This is a genomic window from Psychrobacter sp. CR212, assembly GCF_059693765.1.
In genome coordinates this window covers 84,712-106,650 of sequence record NZ_JCATIF010000006.1, presented here as the reverse complement: position 1 = coordinate 106,650, position 21,939 = coordinate 84,712, and the positions used below count along the sequence as shown (strand labels likewise).

Here is a 21,939-nt window from a genome sequence, read left to right as displayed (position 1 = left end):
ATAATATTCGATCAAGCAATTTAATTATTATAATTTAACAACAAGCATAGCGGAGTCAAGAAGGCTCTAGATGTACAGGGAAAAAAATGAAGATTGACGCTGATGTATTAAGTATTGGTGACCTTGAGCAATACTATTTCGTTGTTCCTGACTATCAAAGAGAATATGTGTGGGAAGCAGATAAACATATCCAACAGTTCCTAGTGGATATTGATGAAGAGTTTGACGCCCATTTAAATGAGCAACAAAACTACTTTATAGGCTCAATTATTATTGTGGCGAAAAATAGTAAATACGATGTAATAGATGGACAACAACGTTTAACTACAATTGTCCTGTGTTTGTGTGCAATGCGCAATCTACTCGAAGATCTCGAAGACAATCAGCAACTTACTGCCGTAAGTAGTAGTATCCTCAATATAATAAAAAACTGGCTGTACAAATTTGATTTAAAGACAAAGACAACTCTTCCACGTCTTGAACTTCAATACGAGGAAAGTAATGGTTATCTAGACACTATAATTTTAAAAACTGAATACGAAGGTGAGGTCACTAGCTCAATACGCAAAATGCAAGAAGCCTATGCACTCATTTCTAAACACTTCCACAGCTACATACAACAATCAGTTGAGCTTTTTGACGACTATGTTCAGTACTTTTTAACTAATGTAAATGTTGTCGTTATCGAGTCAGACAATCTAGGTAGTGCACTCAAAATATTTGAGACGATTAATCAGCGTGGTGCCAGCTTAAATGCTATGGATCTAGTAAAAAATTTGCTATTTAGTAAAGCTACACCAAAGCAGTTTGAGACTATTAAAACTAAATGGAAAGAAATTACTACTAACCTTCAAGAATGTGGTGACGGTAATCGGCCGTTACGCTTTTTAAGATATTTCATGCTTGCCCGTTATCACAATGGTATGCTTGCTGAAGATGACCTATATTCATGGATTGTCTCAAAAGATGGTAAGCAGAAGCTTAAATATGAAGCTAATCCCTTGAATCTAGTCAAAGAGATGGCATTATCCTCAAAACGCTATAGTCATTTAGTACAAGCCACAAATGGTGACAAAAACAAAGCTGGGTTTCGCATGTATCCTTCTGTGGTCAATATAGGTTACATGAACAAAAAAGGTTCTCGTCAACACCTTATACTTTTAATGGCTTTAGACTCTAACTGTGATGATGCCATAGAGTACTTAGCTAAACAGTTAGAAAGCTTTCTATTTTTCACAAATACAATTAACTTACAACCTAAAAACTATATTAGACAGTTTGTAGACTGGGCCTCTGAAATACGTGAGAAGCGTGAGGTAGAAGATATAGCTGTGCTTGTAAATAAACGTATAGCGCCTTTCCTACGTCCTTACCTAAGTGATTTTAAAAGCACTTTTATGGAAATCGAGCATCAAGACTATAACCCTCAATATCGCGTAAGATACTTATTAGGATGTCTTGATAGTAAAGTTTATCAAAGAGCTGGCTTAAATCCTCTTGATCAAGAAAGTATTCAAAAACTTCAGATAGAACATATTTTACCTCAAAAGCTTACTAACTCTGATGCTAGTGAAGACTTCTCTAATGAGGAAGATCATGAAAAATATGTTAATCGTTTAGGTAACACAACTTTACTGGAAGGACAGATTAATCAGGCTATTAATAGCTTTAATGATATGTCCAGTAACTGGTTCGAACTGAAGCAGGGAGAATATATAAATTCTAGCTCAATACTCACGAAGCTACTGAATCCTACATATGCAATAGGGAAAAACACTGCCTTAAACCGTTTTAGAGATAAAACTGACTATCAGTTTAGTGATTGGACTAGAAACTCTATTGAAAAAAGACAGAAAATATTAATGGAGTTAGCTTTAGACCACTGGAGGTTCAACGAGAAACGTTTAGATGAATACGATAGATTAAACGCTGAAGATCTGATATTAGCTACAACATAGGAAAACTTGATGTAAAGGCCCAAAGGTTAAAAATATATTTTTAACCTTTGGGCCTTTATAAAGAAAAGCTTTTATATCTCTAATTCCCTTACCTTCACTCATTCAGATAAAGCTCAGCCATACCATCAAGCCTAGCTTTCACCTCTTTCCAGTTCGGCATGACTTGCGTTAATAAGCGCCAAAAGTTTTCGCTATGGTTGTGTTCGGCTATATGACAGAGCTCATGCAGTATCACGTAGTCAATGCATTCCTTTGGTGCTTTTACCAAATGTGGATTAAGTATTAGATTGCCTCTAGTAGAGCAGCTTCCCCACTGCTTTTTCATGGTTATTAATTTTATTGAAGGACTATTTTTAACCCATGAAGCCTTATATATCAAGGCTTCAAGCCTCTCTCTAGAGATCGACCTAAATTTATTTTTATACCATTCATCAATAAGACGTTTAACTAAGAAAGCTCGTTTTTCAGCGTCTAATTCAGAATCACTTTCAGACAACCCTACATTCAACTTACCGCGACTAAGCTTCACAGTGCTGTTGGTTACATCGGCAGTTTCTGCATTGGTTATCACTTTTAACACATAACGACGGCCTAGATAAAACTGGGTCTCACCGCTAACATAACGCTTGGGCAATACATGATCTTGTTGCTTGGCAAAGTCTTGTAGGTTTTGCCATATCCAGCGAGCACGTTTCATCATCGCATCGTGTATCACCTCATCGCTGGCATCGACAGGTGCGGTAGCAACCACACGCTGATCAGGATGTACTTTAATGACCACTTTTCGAGGCTTGGTCTTTTTAGCAATGAGCTTGTCGCTTTCAGTCTGGTTTATCTTTTCTTTATAAGTTACTTCTTTACGCACAACTTCATAGTCAATTTTATCTTGACCATAATAAAACACACTATTCTCAGTCATTGCCTACTACCCTCTTGCTGCTCTTATGCTACTTATCTCTTGAAAGTCCAAGACGGGTAATCTTTAGCACTTCCTCAATGAGTTGTTGCGCTTTATCGATACCCAAATCCATAAATAACATTGGCAGCAATTTGACACTAATAGCATTCTCAATTTCTGCTGGGTTAATAGAATACTCAGCCACGGCTGTCTTAACGATACTATCAATCTCAAAGGCGTAATCGACTAGCTTGGCGTTATCTAACTCTTTATCTATCAAGAAATCAGTATCAAATAAGTGCTTAAACAGACCAAAATACGCCTGAGCATGTTTGTTTAATTTACCACTATCATCGACAAACGCATTTGGTACATCAGCGACATCACGGTCTTTAACGGCTTGCTCAAAGTCAGCAAACATCATGTACTGCTTTACTGGTGCATCGAACATGGCTTTGGCATCCGCAATCGCTTGCTTAAGCAACTTAGAAAAATACTCTTGAGCATAAGGATCATCAGCCAGATCTTGTTCAATCATCTTGGTCACCCGACCAGTAATTTTATCCGTTTGGTTACGGGCTTCATCATCGCTTAATTCTTCAGGCTTAACATCCTTACCTAAGTTGCCAACCAAATAAGCACCTTTTGCCTCACGAACCTCAAGTCCAGCGATATGCTTATCAAGTAAGCTGCGAATATCTGCTTCATACTCATCATAATCGATAGTTTCATCAGCATCCTCGCGTACTTGCTTACGTAGATTGATAAAGGCTTTTAGATCGGCTTTGTAGCGGTCACGCTTGCTATCAAATGATTTGTCTTCAAAGAAAGACGCTGATTGCAGCGCAATTTTCATGGCGTTAGAAAACTCGGTCAAAGCCGCATAAAAGTCATCACGCTCTTTGAGCTTGGTATCGACTACCCTGCCATCGATTTCCTGCATCTTCGGTGCAAGCACCTGCCTTAGCGCTTGCCCGTCTTGCTTGTTTTTCACTGATGAGAATATTGCCCACAGTTCGCTATGCAGTCTGGGTAACTGCTTATACTCGGTATCCATCGCGTTATACAAACCTTTGAGGTCTTCGATATCGAAGCCACCTTGCGTACGTTCTGCTAAGTCTTGGTATCTCTCAATGGTAATATCTAGCTCTTTTAAGATGCCGCGATAATCAATCAAATAACCAAAGCGTTTTTTCTCATGCAAGCGGTTTACCCGTGCAATTGCCTGAATCAAGTTATGCTGCTTTAGCGGCTTATCTATATACAGCACGGTATTCTTTGGCTCATCAAAGCCCGTTAGTAGCTTATCGACAACGATCATAATGTCAGGACCATCATCCTGACTAAAAGCTTCTATGATGGCTTTGGTATAGGCTTTCTCATCACCGCCATACTCTTTGGCGACATTGGCTTGCCACCAGTTCTGAACGATGTCTTTTGACTCTCCATCGACGGTATCATGCCCTTCACGGGTATCAGGTGGTGACATAGCCACCACTGAGGTGACTTTGCCAATCTTATCGAGTGCCATTTTATAACGGATAGCAGAGGCTTTAGAGTCACAGGCCAGTTGACCTTTTAAATGCTGCTGTTTAAAGTTTTGGAAATGATCAGAGATGTCATGAGCGATCAGCTCAATACGTCCTTCAACCTGATAGATTTGACCTTTTTGGGAGAACTTACGTTTGAGATCCGTTTTTTGATCATCGGTCAGCTTTTGGGTGATACGGTCAAACCAAGCATCAATGGCTTGGTCATTGGTATTCAATTCAGGGATACGCTCTTCATATAAGAGTGGCGTAACGGTTTTGTCTTTGACCGCTTGCTGCATGGTATAGGAGTGAATGATGCTACCGAATTTATTCTCAGTCTTGTCATCCTTGAGCAGTGGCGTACCCGTAAAGGCAATAAAGGCAGCGTTTGGCAGGGCTTGCGCCATACGGATATTATTCTCACCATTTTGGCTACGGTGACCTTCATCGACCATGACGATGATGTTTGGGCTGTCGTTGTAGCATTCATCATACTTAACCGCTGAGCCAAACTTATTAATAATAGAGAAAATAACGCGCTCATTACCGTGACCGATTTGCTGAGCTAAACGGCGACCAGAGGTTGCCATGGCATCTGATTTATCGCGATCAGATAATACGCCCCCAGAAGCAAAGGTTTGACTAAGCTGGGTTTCTAGGTCGACACGGTCGGTGACGATAATGACACGGCACTTGGCGAGCTCCTCTAACCAAATAAGCGCCTTAGAGAAAAACACCATCGTAAAGGACTTGCCGCTACCTGTGGTATGCCAAATGACACCGCCTTGCCGACTACCCGACTTACCATCAGAGCCGTCAAAACTACTGATACGTTCAATCAGGGCTTTAATGCCAAAGACTTGCTGATAACGAGCAACAATTTTGCCAGCTTTTTTATCAAACAAGGTAAACATGCGCGTCATCTCAAGTAGACGCTGTGGCTGTAAAAGGCTGATGATTAAGCGGTCTTGGTCGGTGACAGCTAGATCACCGCCAGCAATCAATGATTTATATTCATCTTTAATAGAGGCAGGACGATGGCTAAACAAATTCTCAATCTTCTCATCGCTGAGCGTTTGGTTTTTTATACGGGCAAACTCAGGCTCAGAGATTTCTTCTTCGACCCATTTCGCCCAAAATTTCCTAGGTGTACCGCAAGTAGCATACAGACCTTCATTACCGTTAACCGCAAGTAATAACTGGCTATAGGCAAATAGGTTTGGAATAAATTTCGGCTTTTGATTGCGAATATGCTGGGACACCGCTTGAGCATTGGTCGACTGTCCCTCTCTACTGGAGTCAGGGCGTTTGGCTTCGATCACTGCCAGCGGTAGACCGTTCACGAAGCAAACGATATCAGGAATGACATTACCTGTGCCCTCAGTATTCTGTACTACCATCTCTTCAGTAACGTGAAAGCTATTATTATCAATATTATTCCAATCTATCAGAGCGACGGTCTGCGAGGTTTTCTTACCATAGATGAACTCAGTCACGGTCACGCCATAGAGCATAGCGTTATAAAGTTTCTCATTGGCGAGCTGCAAGCCTAAGTTCATCGCTGGGTTTAGCTCATGTATGATCTTATCAATGGCGCTGTCTGATAAAGGATGCGCCTGACCTTCAAACGTAAAAGTTTGCTCGGCTAAAAATGCACGCATGATGGGCAATAGCACCACTTGGTTGGTGGCTTTATTGGAGACCGTCTTTGAGCGCATGGCATTGCACCAGCTAGGAGGAATGAATTGATAGCCTAGTGTAGTGAGTAAGGTTAAGGCAGGAATTTTTGAGCTAAATTCTTCTGCGAAATTGATACTGTTAGTCATCTAAGCCATCCTCGTAATACATTGATAACCACAGGCGCAAATGCTTCAAGCCTGCCATCTTGTGGCTTTGCTAAATCATCAATCACCATTTGAATCAAATCACTATCATCTATGACATCATCAGGATCAATGCCACTTCCTAATAATAAGGCTTGTACAAATTGCCCTCTTTGCTCAGTCAAAGACCTATTATCTAAATGTAATACGTCGATGGTTTTTTGAGCGTCATCGGTTAAACCCACCACTCTACCACTGAGCTTAAAATCTAAATCTGTTTCACATTCAACGTCAAAAGGCGTTAAGGGTAATGTCTGTGACCCATGTGCATTATCGCACTGATTGGCCGTTGTACAACTGGCAACGATATTGGTGTAATCAAGGCTTTTATGAGGTGCTGTCTTTCTTGCTATGACATGCTCATTCATTGTATCGTCGCTGCTGCCTGAGATTTGTTTGCAGCAGTAAGCACATAAATAAAACTGCTCTATGGTACATGCCAAACGGATATCTTGTCTTGTTTCAACCGTCAGATCGCTATAGTTGCCTTGTCTATTGCGACGTTTGAACTGACTTAAACTTGCTGGCTCGAGACCTACTTGTTTACTTATTTTTCGCAAGTTGCAGCTCCTTTTTACGAAGCAGCAATCTTGCTTTGGCAAGCTCCATATTACCGGCAGGCAGCTCACGACCTAGTGCTTGCATTAGCATCTTAGCATTATTGACATCACCATCATGAATGGCATCTAATAAATCATTGAGCTTATCATTAATATCAGGGTTACGGACGTCCGTGTCCATTGCCTCTAGCAATACGGTGTTAACGTCGGCACCATATAAAGGTGGCAATGCGCCAATCTCGCCATCACTTAGCAGATAGACCAATATGCCTTTTTGATCACTAATGACCAAAGGCGAATGGGTACTTAGTATGATCTGACAATTGGGGAAAGTAGCCGTGAATCGCGGCACTAAGTTACGCTGCCAACTAGGATGCAAGTGCATATCGACTTCATCAATTAAGATGATGCCATCGCCTTGTAGTGGGTCATCAAGAGCAGGGTTCATCATCGCTAAACGACGGGCAATATCGCCCACCAATGCCATCAACGACTTCTCTCCTTGTGAGAGCTGCATGACATTGAGTGACCTGCCATCTTTATCGACCGCCATATGTAGTCGTGGTTTGCGTTGAACGCGGATATTACTGAGATCAGGCATAAAGGCTGTGATCGCAGTTCTGACTGCGCTTAGTTGCTTATCTTCAATTCGATTATCACTTATTCCACCTACATTTTTAAAACTTTCACGAAAAGTCGTTACTTCTTCAAGAAGCTCTTTTAACTCTTCTAAACTCTTAATTCTTTCCTCAGTATTTAAATTTTTATCCTGACGTTTCCTTAACTCATCTGCCTTTTTCTTATATATTTCTGTAAGCTGTTCTTGTCTTTTAATTTCTTGCATTTGTTCACGCCAAGAGTTTTCGCGATACCTAAGCTGCTCCTCATTCTCAATATCTTCACGCTCACGAAACCATTCAAAAAACCGTCGAAAGTCTACGCCTTGATTGTGCGCACTGTCATAGCCGTCTATCTGTTCAAAATTGTGCTTGCTTCTTATCTTTAACGGAATGTCCAAGACTGAACGCTCGACTGGATAGTAGGCAATCAAAGGCAGGCTCGCATTGTCATTATCGGTGAGTTTCTGACGGTAATTATCTACCAGTTTAGAAAGTTGACTTAGATTGCTAGACTTCTCACTTTTACGCCCTTTTCGTACTTTTACGAGCGTCCATTGGTACAATAAAAATGATATCTCGCTATCCGTTTTAATATCATCAGACAAGTATAATGAAATACCAGCAGCTGACGCATTGTCGATGATATTCAGCTCATCGATGGTCGTGCCATTACCTTTTTCAGTACGCAAACGTGCAACGAACCAGCTTAAAGAAGTTGCTAACGCGTTTAGTATGGAAGTCTTACCGGCACCGTTATTACCAATGAATACCGTGACATTCGACTGATGACTCTCAGTTGGGGCAAAATCTACCTCAAGGTCTTCAAAGCGTCCTAGATTATTTAACGTGAGTTTTTTTATGTCCATGAGTGTATCCAGTCGCTTTTTTATGTGATCGATCTATGAATAAGCCTTATACCTTGTCAGTATAGCAGTGCGCTACTGTTTGTCGCTACAATGAAGCGTGACGTCTTTTTTTGCTTTAAAAAGGCAATAAAAAACCGCCGAGGTTGCGCGTTACCCAAAGGGCACTAAGCATGGCGGTTATGTTAGGTATAGATTAGTTGATAGTTGTTTTGCGTCAACAATACTGTTTATAAATATTTTCTTAAATGGGTAAAGTTAATAGCCTCTATGCCATGACCTGCTGCAAACCCATATAGATCAAGGTCAGACGTAAGTAGGACACATTTATCTAAATGACAAATATCAAATAAGGCAGCATCTGATAGTCCTAGCTTAATAAATGCAGGACTTACTATAATTTGCTTAGCAGATAAGTATTTTTCATCAACTTGCACAACAAACTGACTCAGATAACCAAATAGCACCTGCCGCTTTGCCCCTTCAAACCAATCAAGCAAGTTAGCAGTTTCAGTTAAGACTTGCGGTGTAGTAATAATAGATTTAAAACCTGATAAAGTATTATCCAATATCTTGGCATCAGCTGTCGTATATTCTCGTGTACGCTTAAACCTCTCTACTTCACCATCACCAAGCTGAGCCACCAAATACATAGTTAGTAGATTAGCATCAAGCAATACATTTTTTGATTTATCAATATAATGATAAGTCACTGCTAGCCTACGTCACGTATTAGCATACCTTTGAAACTGCCGTCATCTCCGCTAATACGAAATGTTTTATATTCCCGCAAGGTTTCTTTTTCTATGTTGCCAGACCCTATTAAATTACCTACTGCTGTATAAGGGTTTGCTGCTTTAGCTATTGTTTTTACTCGATAGGAATCGTAACCTAAAGTAATGCGCCATTCCTTACTATCGTCATCAAAAACGACTTCTTCCAAGCCTAGATTTTTGATATCTTCGTCTTGATAAAAGTCATTAGCATATTGGCGTGCTAGCCTTACTGCCTGAGTCACTTCGATCATGTCATATACTCCTATTGAGCTTTTAATTCATTTTAGACTATTTAGATGCCTCGGGGTGCATGAAACGTATCTTATATCAAAATTATCCCACATCAACCACCACCCGCTTCTTACCCGTCAACAATACCTGCATCAGCGCCTTTTTTTCTTGCTGCAAACCAGCCAATTGCTGCTCAAGCAACTCAATCTCTCTATCGGCATTGGTTAATACGGTGGCGATTTTTTGTTGTTCTTTTAGTGAGGGGCAAAGTATTTTTAAGCTTCCTACATCTGACGAATTAATTGCTGGATAATTGGAACCGACAACCAAAGCATTTATCTGACCTGTTAGATGATGACTAAACAAGTAATGATAAACATAGTCGCTTGATACATCTTTTTTAGCAGTTAAAACCGCGAAGCCAGTTGAAGCCACAAACCCATCATGCTCTTTTCTGACTTTAGCGAATCCTTTTAAATTGGGACGAACTGTTGCTAGTAGTAAATCGTTTTCTCTTACTATTCTTCTTGCACGAGAAGGAGCAGAACTAAAAATGTGACGCTCTAATGATTTTGATATTGTGCCAGTTGAAACGTCTGATAAAGAAATATATTCAAATTCATAGTTTTCAGGCGTATTTTTACCTAACGATTTTTTATCAATATTAACTAATTCACTTAATCGATGTTGATTAAACTCACCCTCAAACCGTTTACCCGACTCATCAAGCAAACGCTTTTTACCCGTCAGCAATTGCTGCATCAAGGCTTTTTTCTGCTGGGTACTATTCTCAATTAAACGCTCTATGGTGCTAATCGCGTTATCCCAAGTAGATAGGATTTTGGCGATTTTTTGTTGTTCTGGGAGAGGTGGAGTAAGGACCTCAAGCGGTCTTAATACCTGCAAATTAATATTTTTTTGAGCATTCTGTGTTGCTTGTCCATCTAGTTCCTTTTGACATGTCTCTAAATAGAAATACAGCCAAATAACATTCGTACCTTCTTTAGGCTGAATAGCTACTAAACTATCAGGGCAAGCAACATCAAACGAAGTAATTGCAACATCACCAATATTTGCTGCAATAGTGATGAGAATAGTATCTTTCGGAAATAAACGACTAACCTTTAATCCTTCTTCATTTAAAGTCTGACTGTAGGATTTTAAGTATGTTTTTGCTCCTGCAATATCACCAGTTTGAACAAATGGAATTTCACCACCATAATATTTTGGGTCATTTCTTGGACGTGCCGAAAACTTTCCTCTTTCAACAGATGCTAAATTTTCTAAATTTCTAACCTCCCATCCATTAGGCACCATAACCCAACTCCTTCAAATATCCTGCCATCTCATCCTCTAACAGGTTTAACTCGGCTTTAAGCGCCAAACGCTCAGTACGCACCGCGACCAGATCAATCTCCGCCTCTTCTTCAAAGGTATCGACATAGCGGGGAATATTGAGGTTAAAGTCGTTTTCTTTAATCTCATCAAAGCTCGCTAGATACGCATATTTATCAACGCTTTCCCGCGCTTTATACGTCTCAATGACTTTAGCAATATTGCTATCTGTGAGCTGGTTTTGATTTTTACCTGATTTAAATTCATTACTGGCATCGATAAACAGGACTTTGTCGTCAGACTTATTCTTTTTAAAGATGAGAATTGCGGCTGGAATACCCGTACCAAAGAACAGCTTTTCAGGTAAGCCAATCACCGTATCGAGCAGGTTTTCTTCAATAAGCTGCTGACGGATTTTACCTTCACTTGACGCACGGAACAGCACGCCATGCGGCACGACCACACCCATTCTGCCATTGCTTGGTTTCAGCGTTTCGATCATATGACTGATAAAGGCATAGTCGCCCTTGGTCTTGGGCGGCACACCGCGATGGAAGCGACCATAGGGATCGCTGCTGGCATCTTCATGACCCCATTTATCCAGTGAAAACGGCGGGTTGGCCGTCACCACATCGAACTGTAATAAATGCTTGCCGTCTTTATCGAGGAGCAGCGGATTACGGATGGTATCGCCCCACTCGATTCGGTGATTGTCCTCACCATGCAAAAACATATTCATCTTGGCCAATGCCCACGTCGAGCCAATGGCTTCTTGACCGAATAGCGCATACTTCTTGGAATTTGAGTTTTTGCGAACCATTGCCCCGCATTTAATGAGTAGTGACCCCGAACCACAAGCCGGATCACAGATTTCATCACCTTCGACAGGCTCAAGAATAGTCGCTAATAAATTAGATACTTCTGGTGGCGTATAGAACTCACCAGCCGTTGCGCCACTACTAGCGGCAAAGTGCTTGATTAAAAACTCGTACGCATTACCAATCACGTCCAAGCTACCCACGCGCTCAACGCTTAGATTAAGAATGTCTTTACCAAAGTCTTCTAATAAATGACGCAGTAATTCGTTCTTTTGTTTTTCTTGACCCAATTTATCGGTGTTAAAGCTAATGTCTTGGAAGACGTTTTTGAGCTTAGTACCGTTAGCCTCCTCAATCGCATGAAGCGCCTCGTCAATACGTTGACCGTTGCCCGGCTGATGACGCTGCTCATACAAGTCCCAAAAGCTTGCGCCTTCAGGCAAGACAAAGCGCTGCTTTGACATCATGGCGTGGATCAGCTCTGGGTTGTCGCCAAACTGCTCGACCAGCTTGTTGTACTCATCTCGATAGACATCAGACAGATACTTTAGGAACAGCATGGTTAAGATAAAGTCTTTATAGGTATCGGCGCTGATGACTCCTCGGAAAGTATCACAGGCGTTCCATACGGCTTTATTGATATCGTCTTGATTGATTTTGCTAATATTATTAGTGGTACTGGCAGGCATTTATTAGTCCTAGATACTTTGGAAGGTTACGAGTTTTTATAATAAACAATGATGGTTCGATTAACTCGTTTCGCTTGGAAGTATAGCGCACATTACTGTTTCGAATAAGGTGTAATGTATTGCCGTTAGTTGGTCTAAGAATATACTAAGTCGGCTCTAAATAAAAAAATAGCGCCCAAAATAGGCGCTATTTTTTACTACTCTGAATAATGATTTTCAACGATAATATAGATAGAGTGCATTGGCAAAATAGTTCATTGTTCTCATATATCTCGAATACCGTTTGCTATTTTAATCATGAGCGGCTTGCCACGCACCCATTGAACCTAGGTAGATATCAATATGCTCAAAACCACGACTGGCAAGCCATCCTGCCGCTATCGTCGCTCGTGCACCGCTGGCGCACATCAACGTATAGTGGCGACTTGAGTCAAGCTCATGCCAACGCTCGTTAAGATGTCCGACATAGATGTGCTGTGACCCTTCAATTGCATTGGCATTCCTCTCATCGATATCGCGTACATCGAGCAGTGTCCAATTTTGAGCATTATTAAGACGATCTTCTACTTCATGTGTATCAACCATAGGGGTTTGTTGCATTTGCTCCCCTTTAGCAGCAGGAACGACACCCACATAGCCACCCACTACATTGTCGAGAGCAATTCGTACCAGATGCGCCATCGCAGTAGCAAGCTGCTCTTCATCAGACGCAATCAATGCCAAACTTTGTCCTTCTTCAATAAACCACCCAGCAAACGCAGGAAGCATGTTTACGGGTAGACTCATAGACCCATGCAGGTGACCTGAGGCATAAGCCATTGGTTCACGAATATCGATAAGATGATCGGCACCGCAGCTATTGAGTTGATCAAGCGAAAGATTACGAGGGCGCATAACGACTGGTGGGGCTTCACCACCTTCCATATTCAGTCGCTCCATTAACCTAAAGTAAGGTGGTTGGTAATGGTTTTCGCTCACTTTAAAATCAATAAAGTCATCACGGTCTGTGATTTGTAAACGCGGATTGTTCAATCTTTCGTGGCCGACGGTAGAAAACTCACGCTCTGCCATCCCTGAGCCACAGACTGACCCAGCACCGTGAGCAGGATAAATAATGGCTTGATCACCAAGCGCTAGAATATCTTGTAGTGAGTCGAAAAGCAGGCCTGCGACTTCTTTGCGGCGATCAGGATAGAAGTCAGTACGACCAACATCTCCCACAAATAGCGCGTCGCCAGTAAAGACACCAACCGCTTTGTCTGGATAGGCGGTATCAAACAGAGCATAGGCAAGGTGATCATCAGTATGACCGGGCGTTTCTAGTACGCGAATTTCAAGTTGACCAATAGTAAAGCAATCACCATTACGCGCCGTCTTAGCATAGACAATTGGTCGCTCTGGATTGGGGCCATGTAATACAATGGCTCCTGTCATTTCTGCCAAAATTGGTGCACCAGAGACCAAGTCTTCATTACGATGAGTCTCAAAAATATGAGAGATCTGAAGTCCTGCTGCGCGTGCCTTTTCTACATATATCGCACAGTCACGACGTGGATCTATCACCGCAGCCTGACCACCAGAACCCACTAAATAAGAGAGGTGTGAAAGACCAGATGTTTTAATCTTTTCCAAAAGCATCATTGTATCCTTATTATTATAATTTAAACCAGACGGCTACTTTCAATAGTGAGCTATCATTAATTGGCTAAATATCAAAGAGCTATGTGAACTTGTTAAAAGTACCATACTATTTTAACGGTTATCAATATACAATAACATATATTAACTTGGTTGCTTTTATCAAAAGCAACATGCTTTATCTTTGAGACTTCGATACCTTTTGCTAGGAACAGTTTTTTAGTGATAATATGCACTTGAAATTAAATTTTCAAACTAGAAACATCTTGTTACAAATAAAAGGAAAGAAAATTCCGTTATATTTCTTACATCCAATACTTGAAAGGTGTTGGTCTAATAGCTGGTCTATAACAATTTTATAGAATATAAATATTAATAAAATCAATTGCTTATACATAAAGTTTGACTTCCTCCTTCACCGCCAATCTTATCTATTCTGAGAAACGCACTAGTTTTTCTGTACTGTCATACTCTATCCTAAATAAAATCCAGACACCTTAACAGTAAGACTGTCAGTCTGATCGTCTAATGCTGCCTAAATGGTGATTTTTATCCTATCTATCAAAAAAAACCACCAATAAAGAATATTGCTGGCTCATATCACTGCTCTATTGCTGCTAATATCTAAATCTACAGCTGTTTACTGCCTATACATCTCTTTATTGCTTCTTTTTCACTGTCACTTAGATTCATATGTAACTTGTTCAACCCCAAACTTATGCGGCAGTCTCGTCTGATTTTTTTCGTTTCAGCAGACATGACTGGTTTTGGAGTCGCGTTTACTGCTTCTGCAAAAGCAATGCTTGGTACCATCGCGTTGGCTGAGTAGCCTATTACACTGAATAAGGTGATAAATAGTACGAACAAGGTTTGTCTCATGGGCGCTCTCAGTCGATTTTTAAGATGATTATTTAGGACAGTCAATGAATATTTAACATCACTGGTTTGATTGAAAAGCACTACTTGAGATAACTAGCGCGCGCAGATGATGTTAATACTGTCTCTTATCATAGCCAGTTCCTATGTTAAGTAGCTTGATGAAAGTTTAAGAAACGTTAAGGTGTGAGCGTTTTGCATATCTGCTAAACCGTAATATCTCTTCAAATAGAGATACAAGACCAGATATATCACAACTACTAGCCAAACCATTGCACATAAAAATGACGCCTACTTAGGGCGTCATTTTTAAATAATCAGATATCACTTTTAAGAGCGGTGTCTGTAGTCGTTTTTGCTTTGTTTATCGTTTTTATATTTGCCCTGATATTTGTCTTGATGCTTTTCTTGTGCTTTATGCTTGGCAGCCACTATTTTTGCTTTTTGCTGTGATACCTTTGCCTTGTTTTTGACAACTTTATGTTTACTACCTACTTTGGCTTTAGCATCATGCTTTTGATGCTGTACTTGAGCGGCATGAGACTTTGAGTAGTCAGGTGCAGCGTTGGCTTGACCAACCATAGATAAACAAGCGGTAGCGGCTAAAATCGAACTTACTATTATCTTTTTCATTGTTTTTTCCTAATGTAATTCATATTAATAAATGATGATTAAAGATACCTTATGAAGTATCACGATAAAGCATCGCTCTATCGACAAAGAAAATGATAACTGGTTCTCGTATTAAGTAGCTTTATGAAACTTGAAGAAAGGTTGCGATTGTTACCTTTATTTGGCATATTCGTCCACTAAACTGCAGACAGTTGTATAGTTGTGCCACTGGTGTAAATAGACGGGCAGACCTAGAAGTATGTATAACGCTTTTGGTCGCTGTTGATGTGGCTGTAGCGTTTAATATTTGATGCTGAATGTTTGACACTTATATAGAAAGCGTGATTGATCTATCAGTGCTGACAGGATAAAAAATTTATGTTTGGATTATTACGTATCGTATTGATAGCGCTTGGATCCATACTCATCATTGACTGTACTGCTCTGATGGCCGTAGATAAGGTTAATTTTGGTACAGTGCTGCCTTTTTTGATAGGCGTGGTTTTTGTAGGGCATGGACTAGGTGCTCCTTTAATTATAAAAATACTTGCTAAGAATCCTTTACTGCGACGTATTTGGTACGGATTGTGGCTAGCGTTTGGGTTATGGTTCATAAGCTTTTTGCTCTTTGTTTATTCATTGCAGCAGCAGATTGCCCAGGGCAGACAAGATTTGCCACCTGTAGCAGCTATTATTATACTCGGTTCTGGGACGGTCGATGGCAAGCCGACCCCTACCTTAGCTAGTCGCTTGGATACGGCAGCAACACTGATTGAGCAGCAACCACAGGCATTGATTATTACCAGTGGCGGTATGGGCTATGAGCACACGCGCAGTGAGGCGGACATCATGGCGACTTACTTGGCGCAAACCCATGACATTCCACTAGATCGTATCTATCAAGAAGGGAAAAGTACCAGTACTGAGGAGAATTTGGCGTACAGCCAAATCATACTTGAACAGCATGGTATTGATAAAGAGGTACCGATTGCGATTGTCACCAGCGACTTTCATACCATCCGCGCAGCCGCCATTGCCCTCCATCAAGGTTATACGCAACCAATCACGCTTGCCAGCCCAACCCCACTGTCTATTCGCTACAATGCATGGTTTCGAGAGTATTTTGCCTTTGGTAGCGGTTGGCTACTACAAGAATACTGATTAGTGGATGCCGTAACAAAAATATTAAAAGGCTCTCAACTGGACGCCTTTTTTTGCAAAATATAAACCACAAACTTGGCCTCTGTATTAAATGGCGCGTGCTTACTAAGCTCCAGTAACGCTTGTCTTTTTTCACTACGTGCGCGGTAGGCATACGGGGTCATGGTCATTAAATCAGCCAAATCATCCGCTGATAATGTCATCTCTGTACTAACATGGTCAGTCCCCATCAACGTAAAGTATGGCGCCAACTCGTGTAAAAACTTATCAGAATCATGCTCACGCACATCATCGAATAAGGCATCTCGCATCGTCGCCAAGTGTCCGGCATCTGGTTTGGCAATGATTAAATAACCATCATCGGCCAATACCTCAGCGAACGCTTCAGGTAAAATAGGACTAAAAATACTGCTAATACCCGTCACACTATGAGAGCGTAACGGTAGATGCGCGGCGCTGGTCACTAGCGGATAAATCACCGTTGTTTTGGCAGCATTAGTATTATTGCGCTGATACCAAAGACGACCTGCCGCCTTACTGACTTTAGCCAATTCCACCAATGCAGGTTTGCTGATATCCGCTGCGAGTAAGTTATCAATAATACCTGAGCCAAGTTGTGCCATTGCCTGCGTGTAGTAGCCCTCGCCGCAGCCAATATCAAGCCAATTCACAGACTGAGTATCCTGCTCCTCTATGGCCTCACTTTTTGACAGTAGCGCTGCCATCTTTTGGCTAATCAGATTCTGTAACGGCCCATAGTGCCCATGGTTCAAAAATCGCTTGCGGGCATTGATAGATTCTTGACTGTCGCCAGGTGCTTTTGATTTCTTCTGCTGTACAGGCAACAGGTTGACGTAACCTTGGCGAGCCACATCAAAAGGGTGTGAGGTGTTTTTGGGGTGCAAACTACCGTCACAGCGCCACGTATCGGCTGCAGGCTGCATGGGTGACTGGCAAAGGGGACAAATAAATAAGGACACAGGTATCTCAACGTCATAGCAATATGACCCACATTTTAACAAATTTCGTGTTGCTTAGACGATAAAAAGCCACCTCAATAATCATCGAGATGGCTTCTAAGCAGGAAAGTTAGGTATGTTTGAGGCTTGTTTTTCTAACGCAGCTTCAAAGTCATTAGCCCAAGGATGACGAGAATGATGGCGATAATCCAAAACCGCGTCACCACTTGCGTCTCTTTCCAGCCAATTTCTTCAAAATGATGATGTAGCGGAGCCATACGGAAAACGCGTTTTTTGCGCAATTTATAAGAGCCAACTTGCAGCATTACTGATAGCGCTTCAGCGACAAATAGACCACTCATAATGGCAAAGGCAATCTCTTGTCGCGTCATCACGGCAATCGTACCGAGCATCGCACCCAGTGCCAACGCGCCCACATCACCCATAAATACTTGTGCAGGATGCGCATTGAACCACAAAAAGCCAAGACCCGCCCCGACCATGGCGCCACAAACGATAATGACTTCAGAGTTATAGGGAATATACGGAACGTGCAAATAATCCGCAAAGCGCACATCGCCTGACACATAAGCCATCGCACCCAAGCCTGCTGCGACAAGCACTACTGGTAGGATTGCTAAGCCATCAAGGCCATCAGTTAAGTTAACCGCATTGGACGCACCATTGATCACAAAGTAGGTAAAGATAATAAAACCAATACCAAAAGGTACTGCCGAAAATGGAATCATCCAATCTTTAAAAACCGGCACCAACAGATCTTGCATCTCGTGAGTCGTATTGATATCCGGCTGTAGTGTGGCGATGTAGTATAAAGAGACGCCGACGAATAATGCGCCCATCGACAACCAAAAATATTTCTTGCGCGCAATCAGACCTTTGGGATCTTTATACTTGATTTTGAGCCAATCATCCGCCCACCCTACAGCACCGAAGATCACCATAACAACGAGCAAAATCCACACATAAGGATTGTTCAAACGTGCCCATAGCAGAGTCGATACCCCAATAGCACTGAGAATCAATACCCCGCCCATGGTTGGCGTACCGGTCTTGACCAAATGCGATTGCGGCCCATCATTGCGAATGGCCTGACCGTATTTGAGCGCACGCAGATGCTGAATGACCCGCCCGCCAAAAAACATACTAAACACAAGCGCTGTGATAACCGCAAGCAGCGCTCGCAACGTCAACGAAGAAACCGCAGAAAACGGTGTATAATACTGGCCAAGCCAGCCAAACAACCAAACTAACACCGCCTACTCCTCTACTAGCGCATGAATAAGTGTTTCCATTGTCATGGAACGCGAGCCTTTGAACAACACCGTACAAGGTTTTGCTTGGTGCGCTTGTAAATACGGCTGCAAATACTGCAATAAGCTGTCTTTGTCTGCGAATGCCTGAGCATTGATATCAGCAACCTCTTTCGCACCAGCAACGGTGGCCTTGGCATATTCGCCAACACAGAGCAGCACATCGATACCTGTGGTCGCGATAGTACGGCCGAGGCTTTGATGCTCACTAACTGCCGCCTCTCCTAGCTCGCCGATATCACCCAACACCATCACTTGCGTACCCGTTTGTGCAGCCAATACTTTGGCAGCGGCGCGTACCGAGTGTGGGTTGGCGTTATACGTATCATCAATCAGACGGTGCTTACCCAGTATCTGACTGTTCAGACGACCTTTGGCTGGACGCGCGTTTTCAAGGCCGATAACAATATCACTGACGTTGATATTTAATGCATGCGCACAGGCTGCAGCAGCCAAAGCATTATTGACATTGTGCTCGCCTGCTAATGGCAAATTGATATCATGAACCTGATTACCGATATGTAGCTTAAACTCACTACGCTCAGGCTCTACATCTAGATGGCTTGCGCTCACATCGGTATTACCAAACCCAATCACATGTGACGTGTGCTTTTCAGCAATGCGGCGTAACTGATTGGTAAAATCGTCTTTATCAGGAACAATCGCAAACTGCGCATCCGTTAAGGTGTGATAAATCTCCGCCTTGGTTTGGCAAATACCTTCACGGCTACCGAACTCACCCAGATGAGCCGTACCAATATTTAGGATACAGGCCACATCAGGGCGCACAATCTCAGTCGTATAGGCGATCTCACCAATGTGGTTGGCACCCAATTCTAAAATGGCATAGCGATGATGGTCTGATAACTCAAGCAGCATCATTGGCACACCCAAATCATTATTGAGGTTACCACGAGTAATCAATGTCGGTGCCAATCGACCAAAAATACTGCCTAGCATTTCTTTGCAGGTGGTTTTACCGCTAGAACCAGTAATCGCTATCACGGTCAGATCTTTATGCTGCTGACGACGATAGCTTGCCAACTGCCCTAACGCCAAACGGGTATCACTGACAACCAGCTGCGGAATCGCATTTGACTCAGATAAGATAGGACGAGACACAATGACAGCAATGGCACCTTTTGATGCTGCCATATCGATATAGTCATGACCATCGAAGTTCTCACCACGTAACGCCAAAAAGATATCACCAGGCTTTATCGTACGAGTGTCGGTCGCAATACGCTGACTGGCTAGGGCTGGCTGGCCTGCATCTGTATAGTCTTGTGGCAGTTGCCAGTGACCATCGAGCGACGCTGTCGCCTCGAGCATATTATCCATTTGCCAGACATAAAGCCCTTGCGACTGGATGGTGTTATCGTTGTCGGCTGTCATAATGGTTACCTTATATAATGACTACTCAATTTTTATATTTAATGTTTAATTTTTTGATAATAGGGGTATCGATAATCACTCGACTATATACGGCCCGCTTGCGCTAACGCCTGCTGCAAAATCACACGGTCATCAAAATCGTAACGGACATTGTTAATCTCTTGATAGGTCTCATGGCCTTTACCAGCGATGACGACAATATCGTCTGGACCTGCCTGACTGACGGCATATTCAATGGCCTTTTGGCGAGCAGGTTCTATATGCGTACGTTGATATTGTTCAGCACTCATCCCAGCCTGCATATCCTGTAAGATGGCATTAGGGTCTTCGGTACGTGGATTGTCAGCGGTCAAGACAACTTGATCAGCACCTGTGAGGCCCGCTTGCGCCATCAGTGGGCGCTTACCTGCATCACGGTCACCGCCACAACCAAACACTGCCCATAGCTGACCTTTACAGTGAGTTTTCAGGCTCGCCAGCACTTGACTTAAGGCATCTGGCGTATGTGCATAATCAACGATAAAACAGCCATCATTCGATGGCACGCGCTGCATACGCCCAACTGCACCTTGTAGCTTAGGAACAGCCGTCGCAATATGCTCGGTACTGATGTCTGACTTAGCACCGAGCGCCGCAGCTGCCGCCATCGCTGCGATCAAGTTGGCAACATTAAAGCGACCGACTAATGGACTGACAATCTCGATAATATCCGTTTTCTCATCACCAACTGTTTTATCATTAAAGTCAGTACGCAGACTTATCTTGACGCCCTGTAGACTTGGCTCGATATCAGCAGCGACAAAAGTAGCAGATGTTGCAGGCTCTAGACTGTACGTCCATACCGTCAAATCACTAGCAGTGGCTGTATCCAACATAATCTGAGCATGTTCATCATCGACGTTGATGATGGCATGGGTCAAATCTGGGAAGTGAGCTTTATCAAATAGCTTGGCTTTGGCAGACGCGTATTCTTCCATATCAGCATGATAGTCTAAGTGGTCACGACTCAGATTGGTATAAATCGCAATGCTAACTGGCACGCCTTGTAAACGCTGCTGATCCAGACCATGAGAGCTGGCCTCTAATGCCAATATTTCAGCATTCTCGGTACCCATTTGATATAAAAACTGCTGTACAGCCAAAGCGTCTCCAGTGGTATGGCTGGCTTGCACCAAAGCGCCAAGGCGACCATTACCTGCCGTACCCATCACTGCACTGCTCATGCCTGTTAATTGGGTCAGCTGTGCCACCAATTGACTGATGGTGGTTTTACCATTGGTTCCCGTGACAGCGACTACCTTTGGCAGGGTCACTGGCTGCTGATATTGCAAATATGCTTGGATTAAGCTGCCTAAGAAATCACGAATATTAGGAACGTATAAGATTGGGCACGGCAGCGCTGCTAATTGCTGCTGTGCGTTAGACTCACCATCCATCTTCAGAGGGGTATTTGCTTCGCTAATCAAGGCAGCAGGATCCATCTCTGAGAGGACAAAAGCAGCCTTCTCAGCGGCTTGTAGCAAATAATTTCGGCTCTTTTGGTAATTTGGATTGTGGCTTTTTAAAAGGATGAATACGTCATTATTGGATAGTTGACGGCTGTCTAGTTGGAACTGCTGAAAAGGAATATGAGCAATTGATTGAATCTGATCCGCCCCTGACTGACTCGACGCCTGTTGAACCGATGCTGCGATCATCGCGGTTAGCTGTTGCGCCAGCCTATTATCGCTAGTATGGATAAGCTGCTGTAGAGTGGCCGTCGTAACAGTGGCGCTATTTGGCGATAAGGTAGGCATGGTCATGA

At 42.5% G+C, this 21,939-nt stretch carries 16 protein-coding genes; 2 read left to right on the top strand and 14 right to left on the bottom strand.

Annotated elements, in window-relative coordinates; all coding sequences use genetic code 11:
- Positions 1–86 precede the first annotated feature (86 nt).
- Complete coding sequence (locus AC58CZ_RS11375) at positions 87–1,958, top strand: GmrSD restriction endonuclease domain-containing protein (protein WP_494224529.1); 1,872 nt, start codon at positions 87–89, stop codon at positions 1,956–1,958.
- Between the two features lie 94 nt (positions 1,959–2,052).
- Here the strand turns inward: AC58CZ_RS11375 and AC58CZ_RS11370 are convergent, their stop codons facing one another.
- The 10 genes from AC58CZ_RS11370 to AC58CZ_RS11325 all read right to left on the bottom strand — a co-directional run bounded on the left by AC58CZ_RS11370 (position 2,053) and on the right by AC58CZ_RS11325 (position 15,310).
- A complete protein-coding gene (locus AC58CZ_RS11370; protein WP_494224528.1) occupies positions 2,053–2,877 on the bottom strand; it encodes a YgjP-like metallopeptidase domain-containing protein in 825 nt (274 codons plus the stop codon).
- Between the two features lie 28 nt (positions 2,878–2,905).
- Positions 2,906–6,214: an HsdR family type I site-specific deoxyribonuclease gene (locus AC58CZ_RS11365; RefSeq protein ID WP_494224527.1), complete on the bottom strand. Its 3,309-nt coding sequence runs from the start codon at positions 6,212–6,214 to the stop codon at positions 2,906–2,908.
- Complete coding sequence (locus AC58CZ_RS11360; protein WP_494224526.1) at positions 6,211–6,831, bottom strand: HNH endonuclease family protein; 621 nt, start codon at positions 6,829–6,831, stop codon at positions 6,211–6,213. Before AC58CZ_RS11360 ends, AC58CZ_RS11365 begins: the two co-directional genes overlap by 4 nt.
- Entirely contained in the window at positions 6,815–8,317 is a 1,503-nt protein-coding gene (locus AC58CZ_RS11355) for an AAA family ATPase (RefSeq protein WP_286708358.1), read from the bottom strand. The genes AC58CZ_RS11360 and AC58CZ_RS11355 overlap by 17 nt, the downstream gene beginning before the upstream one ends.
- Positions 8,318–8,544: 227 nt before the next feature.
- Positions 8,545–9,027, bottom strand: a complete 483-nt coding sequence (locus tag AC58CZ_RS11350; protein ID WP_286708357.1) for a PIN domain-containing protein — start codon at positions 9,025–9,027, stop codon at positions 8,545–8,547.
- 2 nt (positions 9,028–9,029) lie between these two features.
- Positions 9,030–9,341, bottom strand: coding sequence for a hypothetical protein (locus AC58CZ_RS11345; RefSeq protein WP_286708356.1), 312 nt, complete (start codon positions 9,339–9,341; stop codon positions 9,030–9,032).
- 82 nt (positions 9,342–9,423) lie between these two features.
- On the bottom strand, positions 9,424–10,638 hold the full coding sequence (locus AC58CZ_RS11340) for a restriction endonuclease subunit S (RefSeq protein ID WP_494224525.1): 1,215 nt from the start codon (positions 10,636–10,638) through the stop codon (positions 9,424–9,426).
- A complete protein-coding gene (locus AC58CZ_RS11335; protein WP_494224524.1) occupies positions 10,628–12,163 on the bottom strand; it encodes a type I restriction-modification system subunit M in 1,536 nt (511 codons plus the stop codon). Before AC58CZ_RS11335 ends, AC58CZ_RS11340 begins: the two co-directional genes overlap by 11 nt.
- A 291-nt stretch (positions 12,164–12,454) precedes the next feature.
- On the bottom strand, positions 12,455–13,804 hold the full coding sequence (locus AC58CZ_RS11330; protein WP_497413152.1) for an MBL fold metallo-hydrolase: 1,350 nt from the start codon (positions 13,802–13,804) through the stop codon (positions 12,455–12,457).
- A gap of 1,203 nt (positions 13,805–15,007) precedes the next feature.
- Entirely contained in the window at positions 15,008–15,310 is a 303-nt protein-coding gene (locus AC58CZ_RS11325; RefSeq protein WP_071002761.1) for a hypothetical protein, read from the bottom strand.
- A 357-nt stretch (positions 15,311–15,667) separates the two neighbouring features.
- Here AC58CZ_RS11325 and AC58CZ_RS11320 point away from each other — a divergent pair, with 357 nt between their 5' ends.
- Positions 15,668–16,450, top strand: coding sequence for a YdcF family protein (locus tag AC58CZ_RS11320; RefSeq protein WP_093070132.1), 783 nt, complete (start codon positions 15,668–15,670; stop codon positions 16,448–16,450).
- 35 nt (positions 16,451–16,485) lie between these two features.
- Here the strand turns inward: AC58CZ_RS11320 and AC58CZ_RS11315 are convergent, their stop codons facing one another.
- The 4 genes from AC58CZ_RS11315 to AC58CZ_RS11300 form a co-directional block, all read right to left on the bottom strand.
- Entirely contained in the window at positions 16,486–17,436 is a 951-nt protein-coding gene (locus AC58CZ_RS11315; RefSeq protein WP_186475411.1) for a putative RNA methyltransferase, read from the bottom strand.
- Positions 17,437–17,564: 128 nt separating this feature from the next.
- Complete coding sequence (gene mraY / locus AC58CZ_RS11310; protein ID WP_186474969.1) at positions 17,565–18,683, bottom strand: phospho-N-acetylmuramoyl-pentapeptide-transferase; 1,119 nt, start codon at positions 18,681–18,683, stop codon at positions 17,565–17,567.
- Between the two features lie 3 nt (positions 18,684–18,686).
- The gene (locus tag AC58CZ_RS11305) at positions 18,687–20,135 is read right to left on the bottom strand and encodes a UDP-N-acetylmuramoyl-tripeptide--D-alanyl-D-alanine ligase (RefSeq protein WP_093070127.1); all 1,449 of its coding nucleotides are present in this window, start codon (positions 20,133–20,135) and stop codon (positions 18,687–18,689) included.
- Positions 20,136–20,218: 83 nt separating this feature from the next.
- Complete coding sequence (locus AC58CZ_RS11300) at positions 20,219–21,937, bottom strand: UDP-N-acetylmuramoyl-L-alanyl-D-glutamate--2,6-diaminopimelate ligase (protein ID WP_494224522.1); 1,719 nt, start codon at positions 21,935–21,937, stop codon at positions 20,219–20,221.
- Positions 21,938–21,939 lie beyond the last annotated feature (2 nt).